The sequence below is a fragment of the Streptomyces sp. NPDC005820 genome, from assembly GCF_040630255.1.
Taxonomy (GTDB): Bacteria; Actinomycetota; Actinomycetes; order Streptomycetales; family Streptomycetaceae; genus Streptomyces.
Genome location: NZ_JBEXXE010000006.1, coordinates 108,274 through 127,927, shown reverse-complemented (window position 1 = coordinate 127,927; position 19,654 = coordinate 108,274). Strand labels below are relative to the sequence as shown.

Here is a 19,654-nt window from a genome sequence, read left to right as displayed (position 1 = left end):
TGACGCCCGTCACGTCCGGAAATAGTCGGGAAGCCGTCCGAGAAGCGTCAACCCGCCTCGCTTTCCTGTGCGACACGCACTGACCCCAGGGGTCGGCAGCCCAGCGCCCGGAGCCCACGAAGCGAGGAGACACCATGATCGGCACCCTGCGGCCCTCGGACCAGTCGCCCCGCCGGGCAGTGACGCCGTCATCGACTTCCGGTGCCCCTAGCCACTGGTCCGACGATGTCGCGGCCGACGTCACCGCACTCGAACGCCACGGCCATGTCACCGAGGCGACCCGCAAGGGGCCCGAGGGCGCGCTCGGCCCGCACTGACCCAGAGCTGGGGGCGGTAGCCCGGCGGCACGTATCAGGCGCCCCGCCGCGCGTGGCCGCTCGTACCGGGCCCGGTCCGGGCGGGTTCAACCGCCTGCAGGGGACCCCTTTCACTGTTCATCGTTCGACCAAGGAGTACGTATGACGACCGTAGGCATAGCGACCGGCGCCGGACGCGGGATGGGAAAGGCGTGCGCGCGGCGGCTCGCCGGGACCGTGGACGTGCTGCTGCTCGTCGACCGCGACGAGGACAGCGCGGCGGCGGTCGCGAAGGACCTCAACGACACGGGATGCCGGGCCGTCGCCGAGCCGTTCGGCCTCGACGTCACCGACCGCGCGGGCCTGGCCCGGCTCGCCGACCGGGTCGACCGGGCCGGCACGCTGCGGGCCGTCGCCCACGCGGCCGGCATCTCGCCCACCATGGCCGACTGGCGGCGCATCTTCGAGGTCGACCTCATCGGCACCGCGCTGCTGGCGGAGGCGCTGCGCCCGCTGGCCACCGAGGGGACCGCGCACGTGTACTTCTCCTCCATGTCGCCCCTGCTCGCGCGGGTCGAGCCCGACCCGGCCGTCGGTGCGATCCTGGACGACCCGCTGCACGAGGACTTCCTCGACCGGATCCGCGAGGCCGTCGGGCCCGACCTTGAGCAGTCCACGCTGGCCTACCCGTGGGCCAAGCACGGCGTCGCCCGGCTCGCGCGCAAGGAGGCCGTGCGGCTGGGGCCGGTCGGGGCCCGGGTCTGCTCGCTCGCACCGGGGATCATCGACACCCCGCAGGGCCGGCAGGAGGCCGCCGAGCAGGCCTCGATGCAACGGCTCGTCGACGCGACGCCGCTCGGCCGGACCGGGCGCTCGGAGGAGGTCGCGGCGGTCGTCGCGTTCATGCTCTCGGACGAGGCGAGCTTCCTGAACGGCATCGACGTCCTCGTCGACGGCGGTGTGTTCGCCGCCGTCCGCGACAGGTGAGATGACGGACCGTGCGACGCCCCGGACGGCCACCGCGGTGACTGTCCGGGCCGCATCGGCCACTTTCCGCCGTCCTCGTCCACGGGCCGTCGTTCTCCTGGCGCGATAAACTGTGACTCCTCCGCAGGTCCGTTCCCCGTAGGTCGGCTTCATGGACCTCAACACCATCACCGAAGTGATCCGGCGGCCGTCCGAGCGGCCGGGCGGGGACTGGCGCGAGGGCGACGCCTGGCTGGCGGGCGGGACCTGGCTCTACTCCACGGAGCAGTCGGACCTGCGGCGGCTGATCGACCTGACGGCGTTGCGCTGGGAGCCGCTCGTCCCGACGGCCGAGGGCCTGGAGATCGGCGCCACGTGCACCATCCGCGATCTGTACGCCTTCCCGTGGCCGGAGGGCTGGACCGTCGGGCCCCTCTTCCGCGCGAGCTGTGAGGCCTTCCTGTCCTCGTTCAAGGTCTGGAACGCGGCGACCGTCGGCGGCAACATCTGCATGTCCCTGCCCGCCGGCCCGATGATCACGTCGACGGTCGCGCTGGAGGCGCGGTACGAACTCTGGGCTCCCGACGGCTCCGTGCGCTTCGTCGACGCCCTCGACTTCGTCACGGGCGACCACCGCAACCTCCTCGCCCCCGGAGAGATCCTGCGGCGCATCACCCTTCCGGAGCACGCGCTGCGCAAACGCACCGCGCACCGTCGCTTCACGCTGACCCGGCTGGGCCGTTCGACCGTGTTCCTCGTCGGCACCCAACGGCCCGGAGCGAGCGACCTGTTGCTCACCGTCACCGCCGGGACCACACGGCCGGTCCGCATGGCCTTCGACGCCCTGCCCGATGCCCGCACACTGCGGCAGAGCATCGACGCCGTACCGGCCGGTCTCTGGTTCGCCGATCCCAACGGAACCCCTGACCACCGGCGTCATCTGACCCGGCACTTCGCCGAGGAGATCCGCCGCGAACTCATGGACGGGCACCTGCCATGAGCTACCTCGTGAACGGCACGGAATACGACCGGGAACCGGCCCCCGGCCAGTGCCTGCGTACCTTCCTGCGCGAACTCGGCCACTTCGGCGTCAAGAAGGGGTGCGACGCGGGCGACTGCGGCGCCTGCACGGTGTGGCTGGACGGCGCACCCGTCCACAGCTGCATCACCCCCGCCTTCCGCGCGGACGGCCGCCAGGTGACCACGATCGAGGGCCTCGGCCGGCCCGGCGCCCCGCATCCCCTGCAGCGCCAGTTCCAGAACGCCCCCGGGTTCCAGTGCGGCTTCTGCACCGCGGGGATGATCATGACGTCGGCGACCTTCAGCGAGGAGCAGAAGGCGGACCTCCCCAGGGCGTTGAAGGGCAACCTCTGCCGCTGCACCGGATACCGGGCGATCGAGGACGCCGTGAAGGGCGTCGGCGCGGTGGAGACCGCGGCACCGGGCAAGGCCGTCGGGACGAGCGTCGGCGCGCCCGCGGGCCACGACGTGGTGACGGGGCACGCCGAGTTCACCATGGACACCCGGATCGACGGCATGGTGCACCTCAAGGTGCTGCACTCACCGCACGCACACGCCCGGATCCTCGCGATCGACAAGAGCGCCGCCCTCGCGGTGCCCGGCGTCCACCGGGTCTACACCTGGCAGGACGTGCCCCGCAGACGCTTCACCACGGCGATCCACACCGACCACCTCGTCGACCCGGACGACACCCGCATCCTCGACGACACCGTCCGCTTCGCCGGCCAGCGCGTCGCCGCGGTCCTCGCCGACACGGTCGCGGCGGCCGAGGAGGGCTGCCGGCGGCTCGCGGTCGAGTACGAGGTGCTGCCCGCGGTGTTCGACCCCGAGGCGGCGATGGCCGACGGCGCCCCCCAACTGCACGGCTCCGACGACCCCTTCGTCCACGACCCCGTCCACAACATCCTGCTCGAACTCCACTCCCACATCGGCGACGTCGACGCGGGGTTCGCCGCGGCCGACGTGATCCACGAAGGCACGTACTCCTCACCACGGGTGCAGCACGCGCATCTGGAGACCCACGGCGCGATCGCCTGGATGCAGGACGGCCGGCTGAACGTCCGCACCAGCTCGCAGTCGCCGTCGATCGCGAAGGTCAAACTGGCGTACCTGTTCGCGCTGCGTCCGGACCGGCTGAGGGTGTTCTGCAAGCGCGTCGGCGGCGGATTCGGCGGCAAGCAGGAGGTGATCGCGGAGGACCTGGTAGCGCTCGCCACCCTGGACACCGGCCGCCCCACCTGCCTCGAATACACCCGCGAGGAGGAGTTCACCACCGCCTCCCCACGGCATCCGATGACCCTGACGGTCCGACTCGGCGCGAAGGCCGACGGAACACTCACCGCCCTCCAGGTGCGGAACGTCTCGAACACGGGCGCCTACGGCAACCACGGCGGCGAGACGGTGTACGCGGGCGGCTCCGCCGTCATGATCTACCGCTGCCCCAACAAGAAGTACGACGCGTACTCCGTCTACACGAACACCGTGCCGAGCGGCGCGCTGCGCGGGTACGGGATGACGCAGCCGGCGTTCGCCGTGGAGTCGGCGATGGACGAACTGGCCCGCGCCCTGCACCTCGACCCGCTGGAACTGCGCCGACGCAACATCGTGCGGCCGGGGGAGCCCCTGGTCGCCCTGCACGACGGCCCCGACGACGTGATCTTCACCGAGGACGGACTCACCGAGTGCATCGACCTCGTCGAGCGTGCCCTGGCCCGTACGGCCGACCGGCCGCCCCCCGGCCCCGAGTGGCTCGTCGGGGCCGGCGCGGCGAGCTCCCTGCACGAGACCGCGCCCCCGACGGAACACCTCTCCGAGGCCTGGGTCACGCTGGGCGACGACCTCCTCTACGAACTGGCCGTCGGGACCGTCGAGTTCGGGGAGGGCACCTCCACGGCCCATGTCCAGATCGCGGCCGACCAGCTGGGCACGACGCCGTCGCGGATCCGTCTGGTGCAGTCCGACACCGACCGCACGGGATTCGACACCGGCGCCTTCGCGAGCGCGGGTCTCTTCGTGGCGGGCAACGCGGTCCTCAGGGCGGCCAACGCCGTGCGCGACCGCATCCTGCAGTTCGCCGCGGCGCACACGGGCGTCCATGTCGTGATGTGCACGCTGGACGACGACGGTGTCGTGTGCGGGGACCGGCGGGTGTCGCTCGCCGAACTGGTCGCGCTGGCCCGGGAGCGCGGGATCCGGTTCACCGCCGCACGCAAGGCATACGGCTCGCCCCGCAGCGTCACCTCCAACACCCACGGGTTCCGGGTCGCCGTGCACGGCGTGACGGGCGAGATACGGATCCTGTACAGCGTGCACGCGGCGGACGCCGGAGTGATCATCAACCCGGCGCAGGTCCGGGGACAGGTGGAGGGCGGTGTCGCCCAGGGCATCGGCTTCGTGCTGACCGAGAACTTCCACGTCGACGACAACGGAGTCATGGCCAACCCGAACCTCCGCAACTACCGCATCCCCACCTACGCCGACATCCCCCGTACCGAGGTCCTCCTGGTGGGCTCGACGGATTCGGTGGGACCCGTGCGGGCGAAGGGGATGGCGGAGTGCTGCATCAACCCGGTCGCCCCCGCGCTCGCCAACGCGGTGCACGACGCCACCGGCATCCGCTACCGCGCGCTGCCCCTGACTCCGGAACGCATCTACGGCCGGCTCCCCGCGGAGCAGTCGGTGTCGACAGGTTGAGCCGCCATGAACACCGGGAGGACCGAGAAGAACGCAGCCGCCGCGGCGACGGCGATCATCGGCCAGAAGGTCCTGCCCGGGATGGAGCGCGCGTACGAGTCCTGGCAGGAGGACCTCAACGCGGCGGCCGCCCACTACCCCGGTTTCCTCGGCGCCGAGATCTCGCCGCCGACCCCGCTGCAACCCGACTGGGTCGTCGTCTACCGGTTCGACTCGGTGGCGCATCTGCAGGCGTGGACCAACAGCGCGACCCGGCAGACGTATCTCGACACCGGCGCCCGGTACTTCGACGGCCCGGCGACCCAGCAGGTGGTCAGCAGCGGCACCAGGTCACTGGATCCGCTGGTCACCGTGGTGGTCACCCACCGTGTCCACCCCGACCAGGTCGACGACTTCCTCGACTGGCAGCACCACATGGTCCAGGAGGAGAGCAAGTTCGAGGGGTTTCGCGGGACCGAGCTCTTCCGTCCCGTCGCGGGGCTCCAGGAGGAGTGGACCACGCTGTACCGCTACGACAGCGCCGAGCACCTCGACGCCTGGCTGACGTCGCCCCAGCGGCAGGAGATCCTGGCCGAGGGCGAGAGGTTCAGCGACTTCAGCCTCCGTACGATCGACAACTCGTTCGGCAGCTGGTTCGCCTTCGAGGGCAACGGCAAGGAGGCACCGCCGCCGCCCTCCGAGACCCGGACCTCCCTCGCCGTCTGGGTCGGCCTGTACCCGACCGTCGTGCTGCTGACGCTCGCTCTGATCCCGCTGCACATGCCGCTCTGGATCGGTCTGCTCGTCGGCAACCTGCTGTCGAGTTTCCTCATGAGCTTCCTGACCATGCCCTACTACGTGAACCCGCTGCTCGGGCGATGGCTGCGGCCGCCGCCGGAGGAACCGGCGGCGAGGAACAACCTCCGTGGCCTCGGCGTCGTCGCGGTGGCGATGACCTTCTGGGCCGCCGTCTTCTACCTCGTCACGGTCCGGTTCTGGACCCTGCCCTGAGCGTCCCTCACCGGCCGGGCGCTACCTGCTCCCCGGCCCCTCGTCTCCCGCCGGGCGCGGGGATCCCCGGTGCACGCGGATCGCCACGTACCCCTCTCCGTTCCGGGGTGGTCGTGTCCAGGAGCGGGTGGTGAACGTGTGCAGCCGCCCGCGCACGATGGCGTGTCGCGGCAGCTGGGCACCGAACTCCCCGGCCACCGCGTCCAGGAGCGACCGTTCCGCCCCGGTGCCGTCCGCCCCGGCACCGAAGAAGCGGTCCGGGTCCAGCGCCGGTGGTATCTCCCCGCTCCGCCGGACCTCGCCGTCGGCGTAGGTGAAGGCGTACTCCTCGGCGCCGTCCTGCGCCACCGAGAGGTGGAAGAACGGCTTCCCGTGCCAGGTCCTCAGGCCGCTCCACACCACCACCGAGCGGGTGCCCGCGCCGGCGGCCGCGGCAGGGGAGACGAAGCGCTGCCGGACGAACGGGGCGGGTTCGCCGTCGAACGCGAAGCTCCAGCCGGCGCCGGCCCGGCCGACCGCCATCAGCGCCCTGTCGTCGTAGGACGAGGACTCCCTCTGCTCGTGCGTCGATCTGCGGCGCGCCTCCCAGAGGGTCATGGGCGCGTTCAGCACGGTGCCGTCCCCGTCCGCGAGACGGCCGGGCAGTTCCTCCGGCTCCACCCCCTCCACCAGGACGAACCGGTAGGACGTGCGGTTGTTGCCCGGGTCCGGCTCCGCGAGCCACGCCAGGTCGCCCGGGTCCAGCCCGGCCGTCGGCCCCGGTGCCTCACCCACCTGCCCGCCCCTCGGCGTGGACAGCAGCTCGCGGCCCCGCTCCGGGGTCAGCAGCGGCCCGAGCACGGGGTCGGCCACCCACCCCAGCGGCGCCAGATGGTCCGGTCCCAGCGGCTCCCACAGGGGTACGGCGTCCCGCAGCGTCCGCCATGCCCCGTCGCCGTCACCCCACCGGGCCAGCTCCCGCGCCCGCTCGACCGCCTCCCCGAACGGTCCGGCCGCCGTGTACCGGTACGTGCCGCTCCGCACCAGCTCCAGCGTCGCGTAGGCCAGTGACACCAGGTCGTCGTCGGCGCCCCGCAGCGAGAACGTCAGGGTGGAGTCGTCCCGGTAGGAGTGCGCCGCGTGCTCGGCGACCAGCGGTGGCAGCAGTTCGGGCGCGTACCGCGGGTCCGTCACCAGGCCGTCGAAGGACACCGTGTGGGTCTGCCCGAGCAGACGGCGTATCTGGTCGCCCAGTCCCGCGGCCCGCGGTCTGCCGTAGTCCTTGGCCTCGTCCAGCGCCTTCGCGGCCCGCTCCCAGTCGCCGCGCAGCGCCTCCAGCCGGGCCTCGTCCACCTGGGCGTCCAGGGTCCGCGTCGTGTCGTTGACGAACTCCGGCTCCCCGTCGCTCCGGTGCGCCCGCAGGCTGTGGAACTCCCGGTACATCTCCCGCATGAACGCGCGGAAGCTCGCGTGCCGCTCGGGTGGCGCGGCCCGCCAGCTCGCCCAGGTGTACACGGCCCACTCACCGTCCTCGTCCACGTCCTCGGGATCCATCAGGACGTGGGTGATGTCGGACTCCACGTCGAGCTGCAGCCCGCGCCGCCAGATGTCCGCCTCCCGGCGCTCCTCGGGTCCGGCGTCCTCGTCCAGGTACTCCTCGAACACGTCTGCGAGTCCCGACGCGTCGTCGTGCCAGCGGGCGTCCTCGGTCCCGGCCAGCAGCCACACGAATCCGCCCGCGTGCCGCCATCCGTCGGTGACCCCGAGGAACTCCCGGTACGACGGGGGCATCCGCCGGCCGAGGCGCTCCTCCATGGCGGCGATCCGCTCCTCGGAGGCGGGCGGGAACCCCAGCCACCGCGCCTGCCGGGCGGCCTCGTCGTCCTCGGCCCGAGTCTCGTCCTCCGGCAGGGAATCCGCCCACTCCCCGCTCCACCTGAGCAGGAAGGACCGCCAATACGCTGTGGTGTCCGTCATGCCCCCGATGCTGCCACCCGCCACTGACAGCGCCCCGTCCGTCGCCCGCCGTGACTCAGGACGACCGGGTCAGTCGGGCCGGTGCCCCCGCCGTCTGGCTGCCCTCGTCCTCCAGGGTGAGGGCGTCGGCGCCGGTCTTCGTCAGGGTGTAGACGTTGCCGGGTGCGCACAGGACGCGGGCAGGGCATCCGACGCCGTGGATGCGGAGGCGGACGCGGAGGGGGAAGGGGACGGAGACGCGCCCTTGGTGTCGTCCGGCCAGGTGATCGCCGCGACCACGGCCGCAGCCGCCAGCACGCCCGCCAGGACGGCGGCCGTACGGACGTATATCGATCGCCGACCCGGCACGGGGCCCGGCACGGCGCCCGGCACGGGGCCCGCCACGGCGCCGGGTGGCAGGGCCGGAGCGGGGAGGTAGGCCGGGGGCGGTCCAAATCCCGCCGACGGGGGTGGATAGGGGAACGGGACCGGCGAGGCGACGGGGGACGGGACGGGGGAGGGCGCGGGCGAGGCGATGGGGGAGGGCGCGGGCGAGGCGACGGGGGAGGGCGCGGGGGGCGGCGGGACGCGCGAGGGGAGGGTCGGGCGGGCCAGTGCCGACCGCAGCTCGGCCTCCTTCGCGGCGATCTCCCGCTCCAGGCCCGGCGGCAGCGCCCCGGCCCAGGCGTCCTGGTCGCCGCCGAGCCGCTCCAGCAGCTCGTCCGTCGTGGGCCGGGCCCGCGGGGACTTGTCCAGGCACGCGGTCGCCAGCGGCAGCAGCCCGGCTGGTACGCCGTCCAGCACCGGCTCCTCGTGCACGATCCGGTAGAGGAGCTGCGCCGCCGACGGATTCTCACCGGGGTGCAGGAAAGGGCTCTTTCCGGTGGCCGCGTACACCAGTACGGCGCCCAGGGCGAAGAGGTCACCGGGCTCCGCCGAGGTCCCGCCGGTCACCTGCTCCGGCGCCATGTATCCGGGTGAGCCGATGACACCGCCGGTCCGGGTGTGCCGGGTGTCGTCGGCGGCACGGGCGATGCCGAAGTCGATGAGCAGGGGGTGACGGCGGGCCAGCAGCACGTTGGACGGCTTCAGGTCGCGATGCGAGAGGCCCGCCCGGTGCACCGCCCGCAGCCCCTCCGCGAGTTCCGCCACGAGGGCGCGGACGGCGGGTTCGGGCAGCGGACCGTGCCGCTCCACCCACTCCGCGAGGGAGGGGGCGGGAACGTACTCCGTGGCCAGCCACTGCGGCCGGTGTCCCGCGGGGCTGTAGTCGACGACGGCCACCGTCCACGCGGAGCGCACCCGCTCACTGCTGGCGATCTCGCGGGCGAACCGCTCCTCGAACCCCGGATCGGCGCCGAACTCGCTCCGCACGGTCTTCAGCGCCAGCGGCCTGCCGGACGCCGTACGGGAGAGGAACACCTGCCCCATGCCGCCGGCGCCGAGCTGTGCCAGCAGGGGATAGCCGCCGAGGGCCGCTGGATCCGTGGGCTCCGGACTCCTCATGAACCTCTCCCGCGTGATCAATTCGTGTCAGCTTACTTCGTCGTACTTCATCGTCCGAAGTTGCAGGTGCGGGAGCCGTCAACTTCGTAGCATGTGTCTGCACTTGGCCGACCGGCCCTTCCGGTGCGCAGGCGGACCCTCTGGAGGCGCGATGTCGTCAGCAGGCTCGACCATGGTGTCCGTTTGAACGGCACGGACGCCGTCCTGGACGAACTCACCGGGATCCTGCTGCGTCTCGACGGCTTCCGCGACGCGCGGACGCGTGGGGTGCTCCTGGAGGAACTCTCCGCGGAGACCGGTGAGCGGATCGAGGTCACGGACGACCACCCCGCGTGGCAGGCACGCTCCCTGATCCGCCAGTGCGCCTGGCGCCCCGGGACGCTGCCGGTCCTGGCGGACCTGCTGCGCGACTTCCACGGAGACACCGCCGACACGCTCCGTTTCGAGGAACTCGCGCCCCGGGCCACGATCCCGTCCGTGCTCACCGGTGACGAACGCGACGTCCTGCTGCGCATGCTGCGGTCCCGCGAGGACGACGGCTGGCGCGGCGCCTACGACAAGGTGGCCGCGCTGGCGCCGGAGCGCCCCCGGGACCTGCCGCACGCCCTGGAGATCCTGGAGGACCTCGTCCGGCCGTCCGGCGAGGCCCCGCCTCTCCTCCGCTTCGTCCTCACCCTCGCCGAGCGCTCGTCCGCCCACGACCGCCGGCGTCTGCGGGACTGGTACGTCGAGGTCGCCGACCGCCTCGGCATCCCGGTCTCCCGACGCGAGGACCCCGCCGCCCACGACCCGTCGAGCCGGCCCCCCGAGACCCTCACCCTGGTCCTGCGGCTGCAGGCCTTCCTGCCGGGCCGGCCGGAGTACCTGCTGTCGGTGTGGCTCGGCCACGGGGACCGGCAGTGGACGCCCCTCGTCCACGACGACACGCCCCGGCGCGTCGACCAGATCTCCGCACGTCTCACGGACTTCCTGTCCACGGCACGCGAGTACGACCGTGCCGGGCCGAGCCGCGTCGAGTTCATGCTGCCGCGGGACCTGCTGAACCTGCCCGTGGACCAATGGCTCGTACGGACGTCCGCGGACGACCCCGAGAGGCCGCTGGGATGTCTGTATCCCGTCGTCGTACGCGATCTGGAGCGCCAGGCCGACCCCAACCGTCGCGAGGCGTGGGAGCGGAAGTGGCGGCGGCTGCGGTCCGGGCACGTCGACCGCTCGTCGTCCCTGCTGCTCGACGCGTGGGACGCGTCCGCGGCCGAGGCCGACCTCGCGCCGCGGATGGAGCAGGCCCTCACCGTCCTGGCGGGCGGGACGCCGCTCCGGGAGCAGCGCGACGCCTCCCTGCCCCGGTATCTGACCGGCGCCCTGGAGTGCGGCGTCCCCGTCATGCTGTGGCACCGCGGCGGGGACCCGGAGGCGTCCTGGCCCTTCCTCCGGGACCAGCTGGCCCCCCGGCTGGCGGACGCGGGGGAGCTCACCAGGCTCCCGCACACCCTGCTGACCTGGCGGAGGCGGTACGAGGCGCGGGACGACGCATACCGTCCCGTCGGCCACGTCGCCCTGCTCTGGGACGACCCGGAGCATTCCCCGGTGCGGGCGGAGAAGTTCCGGGCGCCTCTGTGAGGCCACGAGTACGAAGGACAGGCGACGAAAAGTGACGACGACACCGGGTTCGCACGCATGGGGCGTCTACCGGGGCTCGGGCGTGCCGCACGACGGCATCGAGATGCTCCCGGAGCCGCCGCCCTGGCGCGCCCCGTCCACGCCCGAGGCGTACGACCACACGGGCCCGGACACCTGGCGGCGCGGAGCCGCCTACCAGGTCACGTCCGAGACCGTGGACATCGTCAACGCCGCGCTCTATCTACGGCGTCCGCTGCTGGTCACCGGCCCGCCCGGCTCCGGCAAGTCCTCGCTCGCGTACCACGTCGCCCGCGAGCTGAGACTGGGCCGGGTGCTGAGCTGGCCGATCACCAGCCGCTCCACCCTGGGCGACGGTCTGTACACCTACGACGCGCTGGGCCGCCTCCAGGACGCCAACCTGCGCGTCGAGGGGTCCGCGCCCGACGACGAGTTCACGGGCTTCGGGCGGTCCCCGCGTGCCTGGGACATCGGGCGCTATCTGCGGCTCGGCCCGCTCGGCACCGCGCTGCTGCCGAGCCGCGTGCCCCGGGTGCTGCTCATCGACGAGATCGACAAGAGCGATCCCGACCTGCCGAACGACCTGCTCAACATCTTCGAGGAGCGCGAGTTCGAGATTCCCGAACTGGCCCGGCTCGACCAGCCGGAGGCCCGGGTGCAGACGTACGACCCGACCGAGACGGCACGCGTGGTCCACGGCCGGGTGCGCGCCGAGGCCTTTCCCTTCACCGTGCTGACCAGCAACGGCGAGCGGGAGTTCCCGGCCGCGTTCCTGCGCCGCTGTCTACGGCTGGACCTGCCCCAGCCGAGTTTCGAGCAGCTGCTCCGTATCGTCGAGGCGCATCTCGGACGGGAGGCGGTGACGCGCGGCGCCGCACTGATCGAGGACTTCGTACGACGCCGGTCGGCCGAGGCGCTCGCCACCGACCAACTGCTCAACGCCGTGTACCTGCTGATGCGCGAGGGCGCCGGGGAGGGGCTCGACGGGACCGACCGGGGCGCCGGCGTGCTGCAGACCGTGCTCAGGCGTCTGGACTCAGAGTTCTGATGACCGACGACCTGCTCGCGAGACTCCTGCGGCCCGCCGACGATCGGCCGACCTGGCAGGAGCTGGCGGACGCCCTCTGGCTGGCCGGGCACCTGCCACGGCCCGCCCCCGGCCGACACGGCGCCGAGCCCGCCGGCCGGGAGCCGGTACAGGACACCCGGCCGTGGCCCGAGCCCCGGCCGCCGGAGACGGTCCCCCGGGCGACGGGAGCGGACCCGCCGGGGTCCGGGACGCCCCCGACGGTCGTGGAGGACACCGCCGACGTCCCGCCCCTTCCGGCGGGCCTGTACCTGCCCGGAGGGACGGAGTCCGTTCCCGACGGCCTGCGGGTCCGGATGCCCACGACGCCCGCCCTGCCGAGTGCCCTGGCGCTGCGCAGGGCGCTGCGCCCCCTGGGACGCCGGACTCCCCCCGGGCTCCGGACCGCGCTGCAACTGGACGAGGAGGCCACCGTGGACCGCGTCGCCGACACCGGGTTCTGGCTTCCGGTGCTGCGGCCCGCGCCGACGCGGTGGCTCGATGTGGCGCTCGTCGTCGACGACAGCGTGTCGATGGCCGTGTGGGATCGCGCGGTGCACGAGTTCCGGGACCTGCTGCACACGGCCGGCGCCTTCCGGTCGGTGCAGGACTGGACGCTGCCGTCCGAGGAGTCCGGCTCCGGCGGGGTGGTGGTGCGCCGCGGACTGCCCTCCGCGTCCTCGGAGATCGACAGGAGCCCCGGCGAACTCGTCGACCCGAACGGGCGGCGCGTGGTCCTCGTGGTCTCGGACTGCATCAGCGCCCCCTGGTCCGACGGCACCCTCGACCAGCTGCTCCGGCTCTGGGGCCGCACCGGGCCGGTCGCCATCGTCCAGCCGCTGCCCCGCAGGATGTGGGAGCGCTGCCGGCTGAACCTGCACGAGGTGAAGCTGCGTTCGCCCGGCGCGGGTGCGGCCAACGCGCGGCTGGCGACGACCTCCCGCCTCGGCCCCGATGCCCCCGTCACCGGGATGCCCGTCCCGCTGCTGATGCTGGATCCCCGTTCGCTCGGCCCGTGGGCCTCGTTGACGAGCGGGGAGTCGCCGGACTTCGACGCCCTGGTGACCATGGTCGGCGGGGCCGCGGCGACCGCGCTCGCGGAGGCCCCGCCGACGCGGGAGCTCTCCGCGACCGAACGGGTGCAGGAGTTCAAGGCCTCCGCCAGCGACGACGCCTACAAGCTGCTCGTGCACCTGTCCGCCGTGCCGCTGAGCCCCCCGGTCATGCGCATCGTGCAACGCGCGATCCTCAAGACCCCGCATCCGTCCCCGCTCGCCGAGATCCAGCTCAGCGGTCTTCTCGTGCGGACCGAGGACAACGTCGGGGCGCGGGGCGACGCCATCGTGTTCGACTTCCTTCCCGGGGTGCGCGAGGCACTCCTCGGCGGACTCGGCCGGACGCCCGCCCGGCACATCCTGAAGCTCGTCTCGCAGTACGTCAGCGACCACTACCACGCCCCGGTCCACTTCCCCGCGCTGCTGCGGGGCGACGACACGGCCGTGGCGAACCTGCGGGAGCAGCGGCCGTTCGCCGTGGTGTCCGCCCAGGTGCTGCGGCGGCTCAGCCCGAACTACGAGACGATCGCCCAGAACCTGGAACACGTTCCCACCGCGGCCACGCCGGCGGACCCGACCGTGGACGCCGGCATGCTCAGGGGCACCCTGCCCCCGCGGGCACCCGAACTCCTCGACCGGGAGCCGCTGCTGACGGAGCTGCACCGGGCCCTCACCAGCGGTGACGGAACGCCCCAGGTCCTGAGCGCGCCGGAGGGCGGCGGCGCCACGGCCGTCGCGGTGGAGTACGCGCACACCCACGGCTCGGACTTCGACCGGGTGCTGTGGCTCTCCGCGGGATCTCCCACCGTGGGCGGCGCGGACCTGGCCCGCCTGGCCGACGAACTCACCCGGCTGAGCGAGCGGGGCACGGAACCGTCCTGGCTTCTCGTCCTGGACGGCGCGACCCCCGGCGAGGAACTGCCGACACTGCCGGTCGGCCGCCGCGCCGCCCTCGTGACCTCGGCCGACCCGGACTGGCCCGAGGGCCGTACGGTCCACCGCGTGCCGGCCCTCAGACGCCGCAAGGCGATCCCGCTGGCGCGCCTGCACGCCCCGGCGCTGAGCGCCACGGAGGCCACGGACCTCGTGGCGCGGCTCGCCGGCTCCCCCCTCGCCCTCGAACTGGCCGCCACGTTCCTGACGGTCACCCACGAGTCCGCCGAGGCCTTTCTCGACCGGCTCGGACCGGGCGACGGTCCCTCCCCGGCGGGCACCCCGCCGCCCGATCCGCCCGATCCGGCCGTACAGGTGTGCGGGATCTCCCTCGACCACGTCCTGCGGGAGCACCCGTCCGCCCGAGGCGTCCTGCACTGCCTCGGCGTGCTCGCCCCCGGCCCCGTGGACTTGGCGCTCCTGACCGACCGGGACTCCTGGACGGTGGGCCCGGCCCTCGCCGGGCTGCGCGGCCTCGCCCTGCTGCGGGAGGGAGAACCCGGCAGCGACACGGTGTTCGTCCACCCCGTGGTGCAGCGCGCCTGCCGGGAACGGATGAGCGGGGACGAACCGGCCGTCGCCCGCAGGGCGGTACGGGCCCGCATGGTCGCCTCCTTCGGCTCCGACGTGCCGGACGCCCCCGTCCTGTGGCCGCGGTTCGCCGCGCTGACCCGGCAGCTGGATCCGGTGGGCGCCCTCGGCGACAAGGATCCGGACCTCCGCGAACTCGTGCTGCGGCAGCTGCGGTACCTGCGGGCCTGCGGTGACACCGCCGGCTGCCGGGCCCTCGGCACGCTGGCCCTGCGGCGGCTGGCGGCCACCGCGGGCGTCGCCCACCACGGAGTGCGGGTGCTGGTGGAGCTGCTCGCGGACGTGCTGGAGGAGTGCGGCGCCGGGGAGGAGGCGGCCGCACTGGGCACCGACCCCGAGGACTGGCTGCGGCAGGGAACGGGCGGCACGTGACCGCCACCGCCGGCCCCCACAGACCCGCCCGCCAGGACGACGCCCCCGTCCTCGCCCCGGGCGGTTCCGCCGTGCCCCCGGACGCCGACGGCGACACCGACGCCGTCCACCCGGCGGGCGGGGAGACGGCCGCTCCGCTCCGGCGCAGGGCCCTGAGCATCGGCGTCACCCGGTTCGCGCCCCACCCCGAGTACGCGTCGGAGGACGACGAGGGCCCCGACGACCTGCCCTTCGCCGAGGAGTACGTCACCGCGCTGAAGCAAGCCCTGGAACACGAGGCCTTCGGTTACGTCTGCACCACGCTCACCGGCACCGGCACCGGCACCGGCACGGAGGCGGACCCCGGGCCGACGGCGGCCGCGCTGGGCGCCGCCCTGCGCGAGACCCTGACGGCATCGCCGGGCGACGACATCCTGATCGTCCATGTCCTCAGCCACGGAGTGCCGCGCACCACCGGGCTGTACGCGCTGGGATCGGACAGCGCCCATCTGCCCGAGACCTCCGTCGAGGCCTGGCTCGCGGCGGTCGAGGACTTCCCCGGCCGGCCGGCCGTGCTCTTCCTGCTCGACCTGTGCCACGCCGGCCGGGCCGCGCGACAGGAGTGGCAGCTGCGCAAGCCGCACGGCACGAACCGGGCCTGGGTGCTGGCCGCCTCGGACGAGGGGGAACTCGCCCTCGCCGGACGATTCACCCGGGCGGTCACCGAGGTGCTGAACGATCTGGCGGAGAAACGGCTCCAGTACGACCGCGGCCACCCGTTCATCGACTACCTGTGGTTCGTCGACCAGGTGGAGAAGCGGCTGCTGCGTCTGGCCCGGGCCGTCGGCGGACTGACCCAGCGGGTCGCCGCCATCCCCCTGGACCGGCCCGCCCCCGAACTGCCCTTCCTGCCCAACCCGTACCACGACTCCAGTCCGCTCCACCGGGTCCGCAGCGAGGTGGCGGCCGAACTGGGCGGTGAGCTCGGCTCGTTCCTCGACGAGGTCGCCGACCTGGCGCACTTCCGGCGCCACGCCCAGGGCGGTTCCGGCTTCCCCGAGGCGGCGCTCGCCGAGGACGGCCGGGGACTGTTCACCGGCCGCGCGAGGGAGACCTCGCTGCTGACGCAGTGGCTGGCGGACGACTCCGCCTCCCGCGTCTGTGTGGTCACCGGCAGTCCGGGAGCGGGCAAGTCGGCGCTCGTCGGTGTCCTGCTGTGCGCCGCCCATCCGCAGCTGCGGGCACGGACGCGGGCTCTCTGGGCACCCCTGGGCGGGCCCGTCACGACGAGCGCGCCGCTCGCCGCCGTCCACGCCCGGCGGCGTACCGTCCAGGAGATCGTGGACTCCCTGGCGCTCCAGCTCGACCTGCGGACGGCCGGGCCGAACGGGCCGGCGCCGTCCGACCGGGGCGTGGAGCGCCTGATCGACGCGTTGCGCCGGTCGGCGGGGCCGCCTCCCGTGGTGGTCGTCGACGCCCTCGACGAGATGCGCGACGCCCGTGACGCCGTACGGACGCTGCTCCAGCCGCTCACCACCACGGTCAGACCCGACGGCAGACCCGTCTGCCGGCTGCTGCTCGGCGCCCGTGACGAGGAGCCGTTCGCCGCGCTCGTCGACGCGGCCCGGGCGTCCGGTGGCCTGGTCGATCTGGACGCCGCCCGGCCCGAGGACCTGGCGAAGGATCTCGCGGAGTACATCGTCAAGCTGCTCTCGGCCGCCCTGCCGGATCCGGCCGCGGACGGTGGACCCGGGGAGGCCGTGGCCGCGTTCGCCGCCGCCACGGCCGGCGTCCTGGCCGGCGGCGCCACCGGGCCGTACCTCATGGCGGCGCTGTTCACCTCGTACGTCCTGCAGGACGCCGTACGGTCCCGGCTCGCCGATCCCACGAGCGCCGCGGAGCTCGGTGCCCAGGTGCCGCTGACGCTTCCCGGTCTCCTCGACCTGAGCTTCGGCCGGGACCACGCCCACCAGCTGCTGCGTCCGGTCCTCACGGCACTCGCCTTCACCCAGGGCGACGGGATGCCGGTGTCGGCGGTCACCGCCGTGGCCGGGGCGTTCGCGCCCGCCGCCGTGCCGACCGACGCGTCGACGGTGGGCCCGCTCCTGGACGACGTACGGGCGTTCCTGCGCTCGGTGCCGGACCGGGACGGCACGATGCTGCACCGGCTGCTCCACCAGAGCGTCGCGGACGAACTGCGTCAGCGCCCGGTCCCCCAGGACGGGACGCCGTCCCCGGCACCCGAGGCGCTGGTGTACGAGGCACTGGTGGGGTCCCTGCGCGACGGCTCGCACGGCCGTGCGGCATGGGACGCGATGGACGGCTACACCCGTCGGCACCTGGCCCAGCACGCCGTGGACGCCGGGCGGTTCGACGAGTTGTGCACCGAACCCGAGTTCCTGGTGCACGCGGACCCCGACTGGCTCGTCCCCGAGCTGCGGCACACGGAGTCGGAGCCGGCGAGGAGCGCGGCGGGCGCCTACCGGACGAGCGCGCATCTGCATCGCGAGGTCGGCGCCGAGCAGCGGCGCCACATCCTGGCGCTCGACGCCGTACGGCACGAGGCGTACACCCTCGCCGACCGGCTCGCCGCGCTGCCCTCGGCCACCGGGTCCCCGATGCTCTGGCGTCCCTCCTGGGCCACCGGCAGCCGGATCAGCGCCGCGCACGCCTTCACCCTCCAGGTGCCGGACGACCGGGTGACCGCGCTGGCCGCGGTGACGGTCGACGGGACCCCGCTCGTCGTCACCGGCAGCAGGAGCGGATCGGTGCGGGTGTGGGACACGCGCACCGGACGGCAGCGCGCGTCGGCCGACCCGCACGCGGGAGAGATCCAGGACCTGGTCTGCTCGGAGGTCGACGAGGAACCCGTCCTGCTGGGCGCGGGCAGCGGGGGCTCCCTGGCGCTGTGGGATATGCCCGGGCTGACCGTCAGGAGCGTGCCGCTGGACGGGCACACCGCGACGGTACGCGGCCTCGCCTGCGGGGAGGTGGCCGGCGGCCGGACGGCGCTGAGCGCGGACGAGTCGGGCCGGCTGCTGCTGTGGGACCTCCGCGGCGACGAGCCGGTGAGTCCGCTGGGGCTGTCCCCGAGCCCCCACCAGATCACCGCGCTGGCGTATGTGCACGACGACACCGCCGACGACACCGCCGACGACACCGCCGACGACACCGACACCGACACCGCCGACGGCACGGCGGACGACTCCGCCTTCGCCGTGGCCGCCGACGACGAGGGCCATGTCCGTTTCTGGTCCCTCGTCACCGAGGAGGAGCGCGGCCCGGGGATTCACCTCCCGGGAAAGGTCAACGCCCTCCTCACCCTCACGGCCCGGGGCGAGCCGCAGGTGGTGACCGCGGGGGAGGACGGACACGTACGGGTGTGGAACGCCCGTACCCATGCGCTGACGGCGCGGTCGGCGGCCCCGCATGACGGACCGGTGTACGCGTTGACGTGCGTCACCGGAGCGGAGGGCGTCCGGATCCTCAGCGGCGGCAGCGACGGCACGATCCGCAGCTGGGACCCCGAGGAGGAACGCGACGAACTGTCGGAGGTCAACCGTCTGGTGGGGCACATGGGCGCGGTCACCGCCCTCGTGCATCCCCCGTCGGATCCTCCCGTGGTCGTCTCGGCCGGCGCGGACCCGGTGCTGCGGGTGTGGAACGTGCCCTGGGAGCGGCAACGCACGACCGCGCCGGTGGGGCACACCGGCTGGGTCAACGCCCTCACGATCACCGAACTCCCCGACGGCGTCGTGCTCGCCTCGGCGGGAGCGGACGGCCACCTCCGGCGTTGGCACCTCGCCGACGGAACGCCGTACGGCACACCCATCGACACCAGGGGCGGACCGGTGCACGCCCTCGCCGCCATCGACCTCGACGGCCGCCCGGGCCTGGCGTCGGGGGGCGCGGACGGCATCATCCGCTGCTGGCGTCTTGCCGACGGAACGCCGTACGACCAGCTGATCGACACCGGGAGCCCACCGGTGCAGGCCCTCGCCGCCACCGGCCTCGACGGCCGTCCCGTGCTGCTGTCGGGGGGCGCGGACGGGCGTCTGTCGTGCTGGGACGTGACGGACGGCGCACCGCGCGGTCTGCCCCTGGCCGGTCATCGGGGCGGAGTCAACGCCGTGGTCTGTGTGGACGTCGGCGGGAGGCCCACCGCCGTCTCCTGCGGCGACGACGGCACGCTGCGGACCTGGGACCTGCGGACGGGGCTGACCGCGCAGGCCCCGGTCGAGGCCCACCGGGGATGGGCCACGGCCCTGGCGTGCACGGTGCTGGACGACGGCACCGTGGTCGCGGTCACGGGCGGGGGACAGGACGGCACCGTGGGCGTCTGGGACCTGGCGGACGGACGACGCCTGACCGCTCCGCTGCGGGTGACCGGCGGTGTGAACGCGGTGGCGTGCGGTGTCGTGGAGGGGACGCCGGTGGTGGTCGCCGCCGACGACTGCGCGGTCCGTGTCTGGGATCTCGCGTCGGGCCGGCCGCGCGAGGACATCGGCGTCCCCGGGACGGTGCCCGCCCTGCTGCTGCGGGACCACCAGCTCGTCCTGGGATGCGAGTGGGAGGTCGTGGTCCTGCGCCGGACCCCGGCCGGGGCGAGCTGA

General features: G+C 73.6%; 11 protein-coding genes. 9 read left to right on the top strand and 2 right to left on the bottom strand.

All coding sequences use genetic code 11. The features are described 5' to 3' along the window. Nucleotides 1-134 precede the first annotated feature (134 nt). The 5 genes from ABZ464_RS09445 (at nucleotide 135) to ABZ464_RS09425 (ending at nucleotide 5,966) form a co-directional block, all read left to right on the top strand. Entirely contained in the window at nucleotides 135-317 is a 183-nt protein-coding gene (locus ABZ464_RS09445) for a hypothetical protein (RefSeq protein WP_359273292.1), read from the top strand. Nucleotides 318-458: 141 nt separating this feature from the next. After that, nucleotides 459-1,283 carry an SDR family oxidoreductase gene (locus ABZ464_RS09440; RefSeq protein WP_359273289.1) on the top strand — a complete coding sequence of 275 codons (825 nt, stop codon included), beginning with the start codon at nucleotides 459-461 and terminating at the stop codon, nucleotides 1,281-1,283. Between the two features lie 151 nt (nucleotides 1,284-1,434). After that, entirely contained in the window at nucleotides 1,435-2,262 is an 828-nt protein-coding gene (locus tag ABZ464_RS09435) for an FAD binding domain-containing protein (RefSeq protein ID WP_359273286.1), read from the top strand. Continuing rightward, nucleotides 2,259-4,976: a molybdopterin cofactor-binding domain-containing protein gene (locus tag ABZ464_RS09430; protein ID WP_359273283.1), complete on the top strand. Its 2,718-nt coding sequence runs from the start codon at nucleotides 2,259-2,261 to the stop codon at nucleotides 4,974-4,976. The genes ABZ464_RS09435 and ABZ464_RS09430 overlap by 4 nt, the downstream gene beginning before the upstream one ends. Before the next feature lie 6 nt (nucleotides 4,977-4,982). Next, nucleotides 4,983-5,966: an antibiotic biosynthesis monooxygenase gene (locus ABZ464_RS09425; RefSeq protein ID WP_359273280.1), complete on the top strand. Its 984-nt coding sequence runs from the start codon at nucleotides 4,983-4,985 to the stop codon at nucleotides 5,964-5,966. Nucleotides 5,967-5,987: 21 nt separating this feature from the next. On the opposite strand, the gene ABZ464_RS09420 is transcribed toward ABZ464_RS09425, so the two are convergent. Next, on the bottom strand, nucleotides 5,988-7,922 hold the full coding sequence (locus tag ABZ464_RS09420; protein WP_359273278.1) for an SMI1/KNR4 family protein: 1,935 nt from the start codon (nucleotides 7,920-7,922) through the stop codon (nucleotides 5,988-5,990). A 141-nt stretch (nucleotides 7,923-8,063) separates the two neighbouring features. Further along, nucleotides 8,064-9,407 carry a serine/threonine-protein kinase gene (locus ABZ464_RS09415; protein ID WP_359273276.1) on the bottom strand — a complete coding sequence of 448 codons (1,344 nt, stop codon included), beginning with the start codon at nucleotides 9,405-9,407 and terminating at the stop codon, nucleotides 8,064-8,066. A 183-nt stretch (nucleotides 9,408-9,590) separates the two neighbouring features. Between ABZ464_RS09415 and ABZ464_RS09410 the strand changes: the two genes are divergently transcribed. The 4 genes from ABZ464_RS09410 (at nucleotide 9,591) to ABZ464_RS09395 (ending at nucleotide 19,654) form a co-directional block, all read left to right on the top strand. Continuing rightward, on the top strand, nucleotides 9,591-11,027 hold the full coding sequence (locus tag ABZ464_RS09410; protein WP_359273273.1) for a hypothetical protein: 1,437 nt from the start codon (nucleotides 9,591-9,593) through the stop codon (nucleotides 11,025-11,027). Nucleotides 11,028-11,130: 103 nt separating this feature from the next. Further along, a complete protein-coding gene (locus tag ABZ464_RS09405; protein ID WP_359273663.1) occupies nucleotides 11,131-12,093 on the top strand; it encodes a MoxR family ATPase in 963 nt (320 codons plus the stop codon). Further along, nucleotides 12,093-15,062, top strand: coding sequence for an SAV_2336 N-terminal domain-related protein (locus ABZ464_RS09400; RefSeq protein ID WP_359273271.1), 2,970 nt, complete (start codon nucleotides 12,093-12,095; stop codon nucleotides 15,060-15,062). The genes ABZ464_RS09405 and ABZ464_RS09400 overlap by 1 nt, the downstream gene beginning before the upstream one ends. Further along, entirely contained in the window at nucleotides 15,059-19,654 is a 4,596-nt protein-coding gene (locus ABZ464_RS09395) for an AAA family ATPase (protein WP_359273268.1), read from the top strand. The genes ABZ464_RS09400 and ABZ464_RS09395 overlap by 4 nt, the downstream gene beginning before the upstream one ends.

Bases quoted from the DNA above. Each gene is read 5' to 3' on its own strand.
- ABZ464_RS09445 (WP_359273292.1), top strand. From the start codon at position 135: ATGATCGGCACCCTGCGGCCCTCGGACCAGTCGCCCCGCCGGGCAGTG.
- ABZ464_RS09440 (WP_359273289.1), top strand. From the start codon at position 459: ATGACGACCGTAGGCATAGCGACCGGCGCCGGACGCGGGATGGGAAAG.
- ABZ464_RS09435 (WP_359273286.1), top strand. From the start codon at position 1,435: ATGGACCTCAACACCATCACCGAAGTGATCCGGCGGCCGTCCGAGCGG.
- ABZ464_RS09430 (WP_359273283.1), top strand. From the start codon at position 2,259: ATGAGCTACCTCGTGAACGGCACGGAATACGACCGGGAACCGGCCCCC.
- ABZ464_RS09425 (WP_359273280.1), top strand. From the start codon at position 4,983: ATGAACACCGGGAGGACCGAGAAGAACGCAGCCGCCGCGGCGACGGCG.
- ABZ464_RS09420 (WP_359273278.1), bottom strand. From the start codon at position 7,922: ATGACGGACACCACAGCGTATTGGCGGTCCTTCCTGCTCAGGTGGAGC.
- ABZ464_RS09415 (WP_359273276.1), bottom strand. From the start codon at position 9,407: ATGAGGAGTCCGGAGCCCACGGATCCAGCGGCCCTCGGCGGCTATCCC.
- ABZ464_RS09405 (WP_359273663.1), top strand. From the start codon at position 11,131: ATGCTCCCGGAGCCGCCGCCCTGGCGCGCCCCGTCCACGCCCGAGGCG.
- ABZ464_RS09400 (WP_359273271.1), top strand. From the start codon at position 12,093: ATGACCGACGACCTGCTCGCGAGACTCCTGCGGCCCGCCGACGATCGG.